Annotated in this window: 10 protein-coding genes; 3 read left to right on the top strand and 7 right to left on the bottom strand. The window is 53.6% G+C overall.

Going from position 1 to position 14,825, the window contains the following annotated elements:
- Window positions 1–3: 3 nt before the first annotated feature.
- The 3 genes from CBR65_RS12165 to CBR65_RS12155 all read right to left on the bottom strand — a co-directional run bounded on the left by CBR65_RS12165 (window position 4) and on the right by CBR65_RS12155 (window position 4,407).
- Complete coding sequence (locus tag CBR65_RS12165) at window positions 4–1,983, bottom strand: ATP-binding protein (protein WP_198300726.1); 1,980 nt, start codon at window positions 1,981–1,983, stop codon at window positions 4–6.
- Window positions 1,984–2,268: 285 nt separating this feature from the next.
- Window positions 2,269–3,456 (bottom strand): Ca2+-dependent phosphoinositide-specific phospholipase C, encoded by a 1,188-nt coding sequence (locus CBR65_RS12160; protein WP_198300725.1) that lies wholly within the window; start codon window positions 3,454–3,456, stop codon window positions 2,269–2,271.
- A gap of 129 nt (window positions 3,457–3,585) precedes the next feature.
- Window positions 3,586–4,407: a glycoside hydrolase family 11 protein gene (locus tag CBR65_RS12155; RefSeq protein WP_232461189.1), complete on the bottom strand. Its 822-nt coding sequence runs from the start codon at window positions 4,405–4,407 to the stop codon at window positions 3,586–3,588.
- Between the two features lie 277 nt (window positions 4,408–4,684).
- On the opposite strand from CBR65_RS12155, the gene yghU reads away from it, so the two are divergent.
- Together yghU and CBR65_RS12145 are read left to right on the top strand one after the other, a co-directional pair.
- Entirely contained in the window at window positions 4,685–5,560 is an 876-nt protein-coding gene (gene yghU, locus CBR65_RS12150; protein ID WP_087467092.1) for a glutathione-dependent disulfide-bond oxidoreductase, read from the top strand.
- Window positions 5,561–5,564: 4 nt separating this feature from the next.
- Complete coding sequence (locus CBR65_RS12145; protein ID WP_087467091.1) at window positions 5,565–6,725, top strand: low temperature requirement protein A; 1,161 nt, start codon at window positions 5,565–5,567, stop codon at window positions 6,723–6,725.
- A 21-nt stretch (window positions 6,726–6,746) separates the two neighbouring features.
- On the opposite strand, the gene CBR65_RS12140 is transcribed toward CBR65_RS12145, so the two are convergent.
- Window positions 6,747–7,115 (bottom strand): DoxX family protein, encoded by a 369-nt coding sequence (locus CBR65_RS12140; protein WP_087467090.1) that lies wholly within the window; start codon window positions 7,113–7,115, stop codon window positions 6,747–6,749.
- 3 nt (window positions 7,116–7,118) lie between these two features.
- Complete coding sequence (locus CBR65_RS12135) at window positions 7,119–8,081, bottom strand: sigma-70 family RNA polymerase sigma factor (RefSeq protein WP_087467089.1); 963 nt, start codon at window positions 8,079–8,081, stop codon at window positions 7,119–7,121.
- 296 nt (window positions 8,082–8,377) lie between these two features.
- Here CBR65_RS12135 and CBR65_RS12130 point away from each other — a divergent pair, with 296 nt between their 5' ends.
- Window positions 8,378–10,075, top strand: a complete 1,698-nt coding sequence (locus CBR65_RS12130; RefSeq protein ID WP_087467088.1) for a carbohydrate-binding protein — start codon at window positions 8,378–8,380, stop codon at window positions 10,073–10,075.
- A gap of 91 nt (window positions 10,076–10,166) precedes the next feature.
- Here CBR65_RS12130 and CBR65_RS12125 read toward each other — a convergent pair whose 3' ends face one another.
- Window positions 10,167–11,375 carry a DUF1552 domain-containing protein gene (locus tag CBR65_RS12125; protein ID WP_087467087.1) on the bottom strand — a complete coding sequence of 403 codons (1,209 nt, stop codon included), beginning with the start codon at window positions 11,373–11,375 and terminating at the stop codon, window positions 10,167–10,169.
- Between the two features lie 50 nt (window positions 11,376–11,425).
- Window positions 11,426–14,809, bottom strand: coding sequence for a DUF1592 domain-containing protein (locus tag CBR65_RS12120; protein WP_087467086.1), 3,384 nt, complete (start codon window positions 14,807–14,809; stop codon window positions 11,426–11,428).
- Between the last annotated feature and the right edge of the window lie 16 nt (window positions 14,810–14,825).

Below are 14,825 nucleotides of genomic sequence, written 5' to 3'. Positions count from 1 at the left end.
GGCTCAATTGCTCCGCAGAGGCAGGCCTGCCAGTAATTTCATCAGCTCAGCCATATCAACAGGCTTCACCAAGTGACCGTCGAATCCTGCCTCGGCGGATTTGCGACGGTCTTCCTCCTGGCCCCATCCGGTCAGGGCGATGATCAGAATGTTTTCCGCCCAGGGGTTTGCACGAATACGCCGGCAGGCATCAAAGCCGTTTAAGCGGGGCAAACCGATATCCAGCAGTATCACGTCGGGGCGCTGCCTTTCCGCCGCTTCGACAGCTTCCTCGCCATCATGGGCAACGAAGGTGTCATTGCCGGTCATCTTCAATACCTCGGCCAGGCTCTGCGCGCTATCCAGATTGTCATCGACGATAAGAATGCGACCTTTGGGGCTCGATCCGTTTACCGCGTCCACTGCTTTTATCGGCGCTGTCTGATCGATCGTCACCGGCAAGCGGACCACAAATTCACTTCCCTTACCCAGCCCTTCGCTAAGTGCTTCGATGTGGCCGTTATGAAGTTCAACCAGCCGTCTGGCCAGTGTAAGGCCGATACCCAATCCGCTTTGTGACCTCTCCAGTGATTGATCAACCTGCAAAAACATCTCGAAGATGGCATTGAGCATGGCGGGTGGAATGCCAATGCCGTCATCTTTCACGGTTATCTCCACATCGCGATCGCGCAGGCTGACGGTCAGATTGATCCGGCCGCGTTGTCCCGCAAACTTGGAAGCGTTGTTCAGCAAATTACTCACGACTTGCGACAAGCGCACCGGGTCGGCATCCAGGTAAATTGGCTGTGCCGGTAAGGTCACGGTGATTTCCTGGCCGGCAGCTTCAGCCATCGGCCGGCAGGTTTCGACGGCCTGATGGATAACCGACGCCAGCTCGATGTGCTCGCGGCGCAGCTCCAGTTTTCCACGGCTGATGCGGCTCATATCGAGCAGGTCATCAACCAGCCGTACCAAATGCGCAAGTTGCCGCTCGATGGTACCCGTTGCACGCTCGAAGACCTCGCGGTCGTCGTGAGCCAGTTTCAGTATTGATGTGGCATTGCTGATGGGGGCGAGGGGATTGCGCAGCTCATGCGCCAGGGTTGCGAGAAATTCATCTTTGCGCCGATCCGCTTCGCGTTCGCGTTGCTCGCGCCGGCGCAGTGCCAGCAGCGCGATCCACATCAAGCCCACAACACCCAGCACGAGTAGCGCGGCGCTCAAGGCGCGGCCGGTACCAACGTCAAACAATTCATATTCATACCCCTTACTACGCAGCCAGATCACCAACGGAATCATGACGACCAGAATCGGCAGGACGGTCCGTGCCATGGTGCCGGCACTGGAACGTTCGCATAACAACAGCATGGGCTGATGGTCGGGCATGCTGATGATCACACTCACGGCCAAGGCCAGCAGCATGGTCGCGCTGGGCAACGCAATCGCCGAAAGCCAGGGTATCGCATAAAAATTGCGCGCATTGAACAGGTAACCCAGGAGTGAAAACATCATCAACAGGAGGACGACAAGCGCCAGACCCGGAACGTAGCGACGCGCCGTATGGTCACGCATACCAAGCAGCATCAGCGAGATGCCGATGAACACGAACGAGATTGATGCCGGTGGGCCAAAACGGCCCGGTGTGACGGTAGCCGCTTGACCCCACTCGCGACCAAAAAGCAGCTGATGGTTGAAGCCCAAATCCGCCCCGGTAATGTATTGCAGCAGATTGAGCCCACCAAAGGCGGCAACGATTCCGCCGAACACCAAGGTGAACTTGCCATACCCGTATTGCAAAAACACAACCGCTGCGCCAGCCAGCGCAATCAACACGGCGGTATTCGGTTGGATCGAAACACCATCGTTAAGCCAATCGGTAAGGCGCGGAATATCAAATGCCCAACCGCCAAGGGAGATTACACCGGCGATAAGGGCATATAGCCCCAGCACCGCGGATAATCTTCTCAAGTAACGCGGGTCACAGGCTAATAACGGGGTTGGCATGCTGGGGCCTCGGAAAAACAACATTGGATAGAACCCGGTACAACGGAGCGTGCGGCTTATACTTCATCAGAGCATGAGCGGGATGGCTTGTCGGTTCGAAATATATCACAGAGGTACGGATTCAATTTCCGGGTAACTCACCAACCGGGCGGCGTGCTGTTAGCCGGGAAAGAAAAGGAACACATAAATCAGGCGGGGAAGAACTGAGTGGCTGTTAAAAACGCGGGCGCTTCACAATAAAAATTATCGGCTAGCGCGTGCGAGGTTGCTCACGTTAGTGAAGCGCTAAGGCTGCAACTGACAACCGGCGGTAACACGCACCGGATTGCATTGCGCCATCGCACCATGTTGCAAACTAATCACAAAACCCAACTGCAACGGATCGGGTGCGCCGGGATAATAATCTGTGCTCACGGCTTGGGCACCGCTGGAGATCGCAGCCCTCGCTTTGGAAAAATCGTTACGTCGCGCTTCCTGTGTTCCGGCATCCGTGCGCGTCCGGACGATGATGCCGTCATTAACCCAGCGCTTGATCTTTTCACCATCGACCAATGGGTCCTGAACGATCTGAATCACGCCTTCGGGTTGGTCGTCGGGATACCAGCCGAACATCGTGCGCCCGGTGAGTGAAGGATGACCGGCCCGATAGGTATCGGAAACTGCCTGGCGGACATCGAACAAGATGTAAATGCGCCCGCGTGCGGCCGAGAGGTTAGGCCAGCCGTGTTCATTTACCGCATCGCGTAACGTCGGCGCATCGCCGCGCACATCATCCGGCGTGATAAGTCGATCGCCAGGAAGTACGGAGCGAATTTCGGCATCAAGCGCATCGAGCAGCGCTTTATTATCGAGCGGTAACGGATCAGTGATACCCGGCCGGTTGACGGGCGTGTCGGCTGCATTGAGCGTAATCATGATCGGAAGATGTTCAGGATGCGCGCGTGACCATTGATCGATTTCGTTGAGACAACGGATCAGCGTCGGGCAGGTGCTGAGATAATCCACATCGGGATTGTGGAACACCTTGAACCCCGGCTTGAGCATTGCTTCTCGATCAAAGTTCGTGATCTCGCCGGCCGCGCGTGCCAGCGCTTCGCCTTTGGGATCGGCGTAACGTCCGCCCTGGGGATCGGCAAAAATATCCAGCTCGAACTGGCGAACGCCGACTTCAAGTTGTTTGGTCAAGGGGACGTGATAATAATCAAGGCTCTCGGCCCGTTTGCGGTCCGTAGCGCGAAGCGTTGCCATTACTGCATCGGGAATTTGCGCCTTGAAACTGTTGTGCGAACCTACCACCTGAATGTCGTTCATCTTGAGCGGAGTTGTTGCATCTATCTCGCGCTGGTTCGGTTGTGCGCCTTGCGCCAATTCCAATGCTAATGCTAATGCTAATGCCGAGGTCAGCATCAAACAGACAACAGTCGTCATCGCGCTGCGTGTAATCAATAATAATGGCGGGGGAATTTTATTCATCGGCGCATGATGAATCGTATGTATTAAAGATTTGTGACGCGGAGTGGGAGATGTATCGCACGATTACAGCGGCGCACAACCTTGTGAGCCGCCGTTTAACAATCCTATCGCCAATTCATTTCATCGTTATTATTGAGCCGCTGCATCCCACACCCGGCCAGAGGCAGTACCGTCGTTGGCGGGATTGAAAACTTCAACCGCCATGACCTGATAGGTGGGGTCATCACTCGCGTTAAAGTTGTTCATGTCTGGAATGATCCAGCCGGTGTCGGCCCAGGCCTTAACGTGGTCAGCAAAAATAATTTTATGATCTTCCCCAAGTGGCCGTTGCTCGGTCGGTTTGCTCCAGTATTGATAAAACGTGGATGGGCCGTTTATGGATGGTTTCTGTTCCCGTATTGAGCGGTAAGTGGAATATTCCACACCATCACTGACGAAAGTTTTTCCATAGGTACCGTCCTGGCTTGGGTCATAGGTCCAGCGTTGCAAAATATAGTATTCCACCAAATGGGCTGGATCAGCGGCAGACATATCTTCGTCGTAGCCCCAACCGTATAACGTGATATAGCTTGCGCCACTGTCTTCGTTGAAGCGATAGCCAATAACCCGGTCTTTATCACCAAAGTGCCACCCCGGACCGCCCACGTAGTTATAGCCACCGCCCTCCCAGCTCACGTTGAAGGCGCCATCGGTGCTCAAGGATAACGAGGTAGAGCCACCGTCTTTCCAGTGCGTGAAGAAAAAATCACCGATATGACCTGTTGCGTGATTTTGCGTAATAACAGCGGCTTCGGAGAATTTTTGGGTGTAAGCCTTATATTTTTCTATGGTACTAGCCGCTGATTCCTTGACATCGGCTGCGCTTTTTTCTGCACCCTTCTGTTCCTCTGTGCAGCTTATGAGGCCGAACATGGCCAGCAAAATGGTTGTCTTTAAAAAATAATGTTTCAAAAGATAATCCTCTTTTTATTAGGTTATTAATAAATCCAGGTTTAGCCAACTAGCCTGCCGATGTCTAGAGCAGCGCTGCCCTAACCAGGTCTTAATTAAAGCTCAAGACAGTGTTCTGTGCCAGATAGCGAGTAACGGTCAACAGACTCGTTCGTTATCGAATGGTTGATTTTTATACATGCGGCCGTGAACTTTTTTGCCAAGTGTACACCGCATTACACGCAATGAGCTTTGCTTTATAGTGTTTGCCCACCAGTTCGATGAAGGAGGATATTCTATGACGCATCAACCCTATACCCCACCCAAGGTTTGGCAGTGGGACGCTAAAAGCGGCGGCACATTCGCCAATATCAATCGCCCGGTGGCAGGGCCTACGCATGAAAAGGAATTGCCGGTTGGCAAACATCCATTACAGCTTTACTCGTTGGCAACGCCCAACGGTATGAAGGCTACCATCATGCTGGAAGAGCTTTTGGCACTTGGCCATGGGGGTGCGGAATATGATGCGCACCTGATACAAATTTCTGATGGCGATCAATTCAGCAGTGGGTTTGTCAACATCAATCCCAATTCAAAAATTCCCGCGATGATGGATCACAGCGTGACGCCGAGCCTGCGCGTTTTTGAGTCGGGCTCGATTCTGCTTTATCTGGCGGATAAATTTCAGGCACTGATTCCGCAGGCGATTGGCCCGCGTACAGAATGTCTGTCGTGGTTATTCTGGCAGATTGGCACCGGGCCTTTGCTCGGCGGCGGCTTCGGACATTTTTATGCCTACGCGCCGGAAAAATACGAATACCCCATCAATCGCTATACGATGGAAGTGAAACGTCAACTGGATGTACTTGATCGCCAGTTGGCGCAACATCGTTTTGTTGCGGGTGATGAATACACTATTGCAGATATTGCGATCTGGCCGTGGTATGGCGAGTTGGTGAACAACAAGGTATATAACGCGGCGGAATTTCTTGAAGTGCATATCTATAAAAATGTGCTGCGTTGGGCTGATGAGATTGCACAGCGACCAGCGGTGCAACGCGGGCGCATGGTCAACCGTACCTGGGGTGAACCGCATGAACAACTGCACGAGCGTCACGATGCCGCTGACTTCGCGACCAAAACCCAGGACAAATCATTAACTCAATCAACGTAAAAATATGCACAATATAAATTCATCACATCTTCGCCCCATGCTGCCGCGTGATACCAAAGAAGCGCATCGCGCGGCCACGCCGTTGGAACTATTCTTCGATCTGGTTTTTGTTATCGCCATAGCGGCGGCTGCGGCAGGTTTGCATCACAGTGTGGCGGAGGCGCATTTCGTCGACGGCATTATTAAATACGTGGCGATATTTTTTGCGATCTGGTGGGCCTGGATGAATTACACCTGGTTTGCCTCCGCTTACGACAATGATGATTCGTTGTTTCGCATTCTCACGCTAGTCATTATCGCGGGTGCACTGACGCTTGCGGCGGGCGTGAGTCACTTTTTTACATCCTCGGATCTGACCTTGGTCGTCGTTGGTTTTGTCATCATGCGTATCGCCATGGTGGGATTCTGGCTCAGAGCGTATAAACATGATGTAACGCGCAAACAGACGGCGCTGTGGTATGCCGTAGGCATTGCGCTGGTGCAGGTGTACTGGGTTGCATTGCTGTTGTTACAACCCTTAACGCCAGCTATGTTTTATATGGGCTTTGCACTGGGCGCTTTTCTGGAATTGTTGGTGCCATTTTTTGCCGAGCGAAAAGCGCAAACGCCGTGGCATCGTCACCACATTATCGAACGTTACGGCTTGTTAAATATTATTGTGCTGGGTGAAACCTTGCTGGCCGGTTCCATTGCATTGAACTCGGCGGCGGAGCATTTTGATCTAGCCTTGATACATTCGGCGATCTCCGCGCTGGTGATCGTGTTTGCACTCTGGTGGTTATATTTTTCGCGCGAGGAACATCTTAACGCGCAGGATTTGTCGATGGCACTTACCTGGGGCTACGGTCACCTGGTGATTTACATTGCCGGTGCTGCCGTCGGCGCAGGCTTCGCCGTTTTGGTCGACATTATTACCGGCCATGCTGCCGTGAGTTTGTTGGTGGGTGATTATGCGGTAGCGATTCCGGTGGCGTTTTACTTTATGGGCTTGTGGTTTGTGCGGGATCGTTTTGTGCTTGATGGTATCGGAAAATCTGTACTGCCTGCCTTTGCGTTATTGGTGTTATGTATTCCGTTAGTATTGGGACTCGAAGGTATTGCGTTGGTAAGCGTGTTGTGTGTTTTCACTCGCAGCAAAATCGCCTGCCGGGGAAAGCAGGCGTAGCCACGTCGATAAGAGCGTCCGTTAAAGCGGGCGCAATACAAACCTGCCGTAAGCGATAAACGCGCAGATAGCAGCCACAACAAGCCAATAGGTGATTGAGCTGAAGGTTTTATCGCCCGAGGCAACATGTAATACGCAAAACAACAGCATTTCTATTGCGATGCAGATAGCGGCGATCGGTACCAGCAGCGTCAAAGGTTTATAAAAAGCCGGCAGGATCAAACACAGGGCACAGATCAATTCCAGTCCGGCCAGTGCTTGCCAGACGCCTGTGGGAATAGCTTTGAGCGAGGGCATGGTTTGTTCAGCGGAATGGGAAAATTTCCACACCGCGCCCATGATCGTATGCAGGGCAAGCAGGACTTGAAGAACCCATAAAAAAATATTCATGATTTAAACTCCATTGTTTTTGTGGATGGCGTTATTGTGGGTGTTGTTGAGAAGGGTGTTGTCGACTGTTTGTATATCAATTGTTTGTATATCGAAGGTGTCCAGCGTTTTTTTGTCCATCACGACATCAATGGCGGTAATTTTTCCGTCTGTTACTGCAAAGCAAAATGCAACCACAGTTTTTCCATTCATACCCCAGGTGGCGCCTGCCACGCCATTCACCAGCGTCAGCTGCGCACCCGCTGCGCGACCCTTGAAGGTATCCGCCACATTGTTCGCGCCGGTAATTTCGGGGGCAAATGCCGGTGCACCTTTCGCTTTATTCGCGGTGCTGATTTTGATGGCGGTTTCATCGGCACGGAGAATAATATCCGGGTGAAGCAATTGGATTAGCGCTTCAAAATTACCTTCTCTGGATGCTGCCAAAAATGCAGCGACCACCGCATGTTGACGGTGGCTGTCCTCCTGCGGTGTGGTGCCGCCCCGAACGCGCCGCCGGGCGCGGCTGGCGAGTTGGCGCGCGGCTGCTTCGGTGCGATCAATAATGGGCGCGATCTCTTCAAACGATAAATCGAATAAATCGTGCAGCACAAACGCGATGCGTTCGGTGGGTGTCAGGGTATCGAGCACTAACAGCAACGCGGGCCCGACGGAATCGGCCACCAGAAGATCGGCTTCCGGATCGTTACTGCCGTCATCCGTTACGTCATAAACCATCTCATCAAGGGATTCGGTTTTGCCGGATTTACGCGCGCGGAGCATATCGAGGCATACGCGCGCGACAACGGTGGTGAGCCAGCCACCCAGATTGTCGATTTTTTCTGATTCGGATCGATTCAGCCGAAGCCAGGTTTCCTGAACCGCATCCTCAGCCTCGCTGTTGGAGCCCAGCATGCGATAGGCCACGGCCTGCAAGTGATGTCGAGTGTCTTCAAAACGTTCCGTTAACCAATCATGTTTTTCCATCCAGCCTTCCGTCCTCTCAAATTGCTTTGGTTTCATCAGCCATGACGAATCAGCTTCAGGAAATGTGACAAGCAATCCTGAAAAAATAATGTGAACCAGCGCATGTGTCCAACTCACGGCCTAAAGTGGGAATGTGCTATGTCCATTAATCGAACGTGCCATGTCACGCTTTCGCGGAAAATGGGCAGACACACCGTTAAACACTCCTTTAGTCTTCCTGACGCTAATGACCGCGATGTGGGTTCTCAGGTGCAGGTCGGTCCTTCTCTGTTTACTTTTAACTCCTGGAGAAATTAATGAAAATAAAATTATCCCAAGTCAGAAAAGCGTTATGTGCAGCAGCGTTCGGCAGCTTGCTGTGTGTAACCAGCGGCGCTTCGGCCGTTGTATTCCAGGCCGAAGATTACACGAATGCCTTTGATACTACCGCTGGTAATACCGGTGGCGCCTATCGCACGGGCAACGTTGATATCGAGCCTGTGACGGATACGAACGGCGGCCATAATGTCGGCTGGATAGTGGCCACTGAATGGCTGAGTTATGCGAATTTATCGGTGCCGACTGCGGGCACTTACAACATCCGCGTCCGTGTAGCCAGTGCCTCGGGCGGCACGCTCTCGGTAGATTTGAATGGTGGTGCTATTCCCCTGGGAACCATCAATATCCCGGCAACCGGTGGCTGGCAAACCTGGCAGACCGTCCAAAAGCAAGTTCAACTTCCGGCGGGTACTCACAGCCTTGGTGTGTATGCGACCACCGGTGGCTGGAACTTCAACTGGATTGAAGTTACCCCTGCGCAGCCGCCCGTAACCGGGCACCACTTTGAGGCGGAAGACTACGCTGACTCGAGTGATAACACCCCGGGCAATACCGGTGGCCAGCACCGCACTGGCGATGTAGACATTGAAGCCACGACCGATACCGGTGGAGGCTTTAACGTAGGCTGGATTGATTCCGGCGAGTGGCTGTCATTCAACAACATGAATATCGCCACAGCTGGTAACTATAAAATTGAGGCGCGCGTTGCGAGTGGCGGTACCGGCGGCGTGGTGTCTTTTGATCTGAACGGCGGCAGCGTTGCGCTGGGTCAGCTGGTTGTTCCCGCGACCGGTGGCTGGCAAACCTGGCAAACCATCTCGCTGGATGTGAATATCCCCGCCGGTAACCACAGCTTTGGTGTGTACGCCACGACGGGCGGTTGGAATCTTAACTGGGTAAAAGTCACCCCCGGTGGCAGCGGTCCGGTTGACCCCAATCCCACCGTGACCTGGAGCGATGAGTTTAATACCATCAATAGAGATATTTGGAGCTTTGAAACAGGCAATGGCAATGAGGGTTGGGGCAACAAAGAGCTGCAGTCCTACACCGATGGCAACAATGCCTATATCCAATTTGACCCGCAAGCCAACAGCAATGTGCTGGTCATTGAAGCTCGTAAGGAAACCGGTGGCGACTGCTGGTGGGGCGGTAAGTGTGGATACACCTCCACACGTATGGTTACCCGCTACAATAAATCTTTCCAATATGGGCGGATGGAAGCCCGTATGAAACTACCGCGCGCCCAAGGGATCTGGCCGGCGTTCTGGATGATGGGGGATAGCTTTAACAACAATGTCCCTTGGCCGGACAATGGCGAACTGGACATCATGGAGCACGTCGGCACTAACAACACTACTTCAGGTGCGTTGCATGGTCCTGGCTATTCGGGCAATACACCCATCACCGGGCATTTAAACCACGGCACCAGTATTGATTCCGTTTATAAAATCTATGCCGTTGAGTGGGATGCAAATGGCATTCGCTGGTACGCCGATGGTGTTAACTTTTACAGTGTGAGCCGCGCCCAGGTGCAGCAATATGGTCAATGGGTTTACGACCAACCTTTCTGGTTCCTGCTTAACGTCGCCGTCGGCGGCAACTGGCCCGGTGACCCCGACCATGCCAACTTCACCACCCAACGCATGTACGTGGACTACATCCGGGTGTATCAATAAAACTAAAAAGCCCCTTCATTCCTGAAGGGGCTTTTTAGTATCTGCAATAGCGGTTGTTCAGTTATCCCTTACCGATACAACCGCACTTTTCTTACAACCCGGAGATGGTTGAGCTTGCCCAGTTGCGGAAGGAACCGCCGTTAGGGCTTTGATCTGCACGCAGCTTCAGGCCGAGAGTCTGATACAACTCGGACTGGGTTCTGCCGCCAATATCAAGCACGCGACCACCGCTGATGCCAGCGCCGGCGACTAACATCGGCACGTTGCTGTTGCCGTGTGAGTCGGCGTCACCCATGTCGGAAACCTGGGTGATAATGGTCGAGCTGAACAAGCCTCTTTCACCCATTTTATCCAGCAAGTACTTGGTCAAACCCTGCATGTAAACAATATCTTCCGTGTAAGCGGCAGGCATGTTGCCCTGGTTGTGATGCGATTGGTGCGACTCGCGACCCAGTACGTCGAGGAAGTGGGTGTGCGCGTCGGTACCGAAGGCGATGGACACAGAAGCCGACAAGTTACAGCTCAATGCGAGGGTAACGATGTCTGCGTGTAACTTGGCCGTCGCATCAAAACCGGTAACGGAAGTGTTGCCCGGTTGCGGGCAAGTGCCGCCGGGATTTTCGCCGCTGGTGTCGATAGCCTCTTCAATTTCACGAATCGCAGTGAAGTGACTGTCCAGCTTGTCCTTTTCATGTTGGCCGAGTTTGGTGCGCAAGCTGTTGACGGCAGCATAGTGCAGATCCACCACAGATTGGCGTGGTGCTGTTGAGCCGCCACTACCGCCGCCGCTACCACCCGCAAAAAGCACATCCAATGCGGCCTGTGGGCTGGTGATGATGGGCTTGCCGGTGGAACCCTCGCGGCTCAGCGCGGATTCTGCGGTGGTGCCCACGTTCAGGTATTTCACGGGATAGTTTGCACCGATGGTACGGCCCAGGTTTACATCAAAACTGTCCTCACCCCAGCTGCCGTTGTTGAAACGGTGGAACATCACGCCGTGGCCAGCACCGCTCAAGGAAGCGTTGCGCAACATGGCGATACGGCTGTAATGTGTTTGCAGCGGTGCAGATTGGACCGGCAGGGTGCCGCCGGATGGGAACCACCGGTTTGGATGGCAGCCGCCGCCGTTGAACACCAGGCAGTGCTTGGTGGGTGTACCGGATTGCGCTTCAGCGGTGCGCGCCAGCATCACACCGGCCAGTACGCTGGACGCCCTGATCAATCCTGCCGATATACCGGCATGCGAGACAACCCTGAGGAAATCTCTGCGTTCTTTGTCGAAGCAATCTTTATATCGCATGGTATTTACTCCAATTCGTTAACAAGGTGATGTGGTTGAAGGGGCGCGCATTAGCGCGCCCACTCCTGCCGGTACATCACAGAATCCAGCGCCGGAATTTCTTCGAGCATGGCGCGTGGACCATTGGTGGTCAGTACGTTAGTCAGGTTATTGATATCGCAACGGTAAGCGTTTTCTTCCGCTTTGCTGATGCGTGGATAACCGACATCCCTTGTTGAATCAATCAGGAAGATCGAATGGATACCTGAGCTGTAGCTTACGAATTGCGTTGCCAGACAGCTTTGCGCAAGACCGGCGACCATCGGGTCTTCAACAATGGTGCGTGCGAGATCTTTACCGCCGTCAAACGTAATAGCGGGTTCGTGAAGCACGCGATCCGGATCGTTGAGGAACTGCAACTGCGGGAAGGGCGAGAAGAACGTACCCACCGCATTGATTTCGTTGCCTTTCAGGTCAGTAGCGCGAACGCGACCGAGTGCATCGTAGTTCTCCATGGAGCCGCCCAGCGGGTTGATGATTTCGCCGTGACAGTTGGAACAACTGGTACCGGAGGTAATACGGTCGAAGATCATACGTTGTGTGGTGTGCGGGTCTTCAAAGAACTCTTTGTCACGCTGGGCCAGGGCTTCGCGGTCAAGGCTCACACCTGAGGGTGGCTCAGGAATGTCCTGACACATCATACGGCGACGCACGGCCACAGCACGGGTTACCAGGTTGGCGTCCTGATCGGTGGCGTAACGTGAGAGGAAGGCACCGGAGATCAGGATACCGCCGCGCTCACCCGTGCTCGCTCTGACAAAGCCGTCAGCATCCGCACCATTACCGGAGTAAGACATACCGTAAAGGTTGGCCAGACGCTGGTTAACGTGGGTGTAGCTCGGGTTGTAGAGCGATGCGAAGGTTGAGCTGCTATCCAACATGGCATGTGCAAAGTTTTTGCCCAGCTCTCTCTTCATATCATTCGCAACCGTGGCGAAGTCAGTAACGCCGACTTTCTCTTTGATCTCCAACTGATTCGTACCCAACCAACGGTTGACGAAGTCACCGAGCAGGGCATTGGTGTCAGTAGAGTTCAGCAGAGCAGCGGTGTGTTGACGTACACCGGCAGCCGTGTTGAGTTCACCATTACCGGCAGCAGCCATCAGCGATTGGCTGGGCGTCGTGCCGGTGAAGGTGTAGCTGATGTAGGTTGCCATTTCATAACCATTCAGCTTGTACACGCCACCGCTGGCATCACCCACTTCCGAGCGATACAGGAATTGCGGGGAGGACAACATGGCCGCCAGGGCGATTTCCATACCTTCTGCGGCTGTGCGTCCGTCTGCTGTGCCTTGGGCAACGGCCAGGTAAGCCGTGCGCTCATCACTGCTTAAGGGGCGACGGAAGATGCGTGGCCCAAGTGTGTCAACCAGTGTGGTTGCACAACTTGCACTGGGCGAACAGGACAACACATTGTTCCAACGGGTTGCTACGTCTTCCGCAATACGTTCAGCGGTGGAGATGTAACTGGTGTAGCGGTTCTTGTCGACAATCAGGGTGTTGTTGTTCTCGAAGGCACCGGCGATAAAGTCGTCGGGCAGACGTGAAATCACATCCTGAGTGTAGCCGACCAGGTCGCGCACTGAGCGTTGGTACTCTTTCTTGGTCAACAGACGCAGGGTACGTTGGCCGTAAGCTGAGCCAGTATTCGGACAGGTGAAGTTGGACACCGGGTTATCCGGAATACCATCAGCCGGTCTGCGCCAGGTGAGGATGTAAGCTTCCAGATCCGCCGCACATTGGCCGGTACACGCGCCCGGATTACCTTGTGGCATCCACAGCTCGATAAACTCGCCGAGGGTGCGATCCTGGTTATCCTGGCTGTGACGATAGACAGAACGGTTCGGGTTCAAAGGCGCGTAAGCCGGTGAACCATCGGCGTTCTTCTCGCCATCAACACCGTGACAGGCGATACAGCTTTGTGAGGTCCACAAACCTTCACCGCGCGTGACATCACCAACCCAACCACCGGTGCTGCTGGAATTGCCGGCGCTGGATGAGTTACCGGCACTGGAAGAATTACCGGTGCTGGACGAGTTGCCTGCACTGGATGAATTACCGGTGCTGGAACTGGAGCCGTTGGTGTCGGAATAAACCACAGTGACCGGTGCACTGGCTGTTGAAGGAATACTGTCGCGATAGCTAATGACTTTGTAGTCGTAGCTGCCGAAAGAAGACAACAGGTTTTCTTCAAACATCGACGAATTCGCCGGCAAATTGCTTTGCGTCGTCCAGCGGCCATCCGCACCTTTACGGCGAATCAGGAAGCCGGTTTCGTTGCTGCTGATATCCGACCAGACCAGTGAAGTATCGCCACTACCCTGGCTGATATTGCCCGTCAGACCAACCGGTGTTGCCGGTGCGCTGGGCAATGTGATTGCAGCAATGTTGGTGGGGTTGTCGCGGGTCAGGAACATCTTGAAGTACACCGGTGTTTTTTCACCGATTGCAGTCAAGTTGGCAATGACACGCAAGGCTTCCACGCCAGCATTCATCTCAAAATCAACACTGTTCACCACGATGGGTTTCCGTGGTGACACGCTGATGCTGGTGCTGCTGTGCTTGACGATGGTGGCATCGAAGGTGATGGCTTTGCTCACCGCATGCAGTACCAAATTACCGCTCAAGGTTTGCGTTGCAATATCACCTACGGCCATTGAATCCAGGGTGCTGAGATTCAATTGCGTGGTGAAGTGCAGGCTGGGCAGATAACTTGATTCAAACAACAGGTTTTGCATCCGCGTGTTGCGAATATCAAAACCGGTGGAGACGCTGGCCAGAGGAATAGTCAGTGTTGCACTTCCGGTATTCGCTACCGTTCCCTGCATTTGCGTAAAGGTATGGGCTTCCGCATTGCTGATGTTTTTTACCGTCACAAAATGGAAGCTGGATTTGGTGGTGTCCAGTAACCAGCGTGCCGCTGTTGCCGGAGCACTGCTGCTTGCGTTGCTGGAAGCCACGCTGCTGACACTGCTTGAAGCTACGCTGCTGGATGTATTGTTACCACCGCAACTTGCACCGTTGAAAGTGAAGTTCGTCGGCGCTTGTGTGCTCGGATTGTTGATATTAAATCCGAAACTTGCAGAACCGTTGGCGGCGACATTGGCGTTGTAGCCTGCATCTGTGACGCATACATTGCTGCCGGTTGTGGTGACATTACCATTCCACAAATTGGCAATGGTTTCACCGCCGTTAAAGGTCCAGCACACTTCCCAACCATCCACAGCCGGGCCATTGTTGGTTACTGACAAGGCAATTTGTGCACCGCTTCCCCAGTTGTTCACTGTGGTGTAGGTAGGTGTACAAACACTTTGTGCAACAGCACTGCCGGAAGCAGCCAGGCCAAGGGCCAAGCCAAGTGGGGAGAGCATCGAGAGTTTAAGTAATTTTTTCATGATAGTTCTCTTTAGC

Origin of the sequence: Cellvibrio sp. PSBB006, assembly GCF_002162135.1 — a bacterium.
Lineage (GTDB): Bacteria > Pseudomonadota > Gammaproteobacteria > Pseudomonadales > Cellvibrionaceae > Cellvibrio.
Note: the sequence above shows the minus strand (reverse complement) of the source record. Positions and strands in the feature narration are given on the sequence as shown.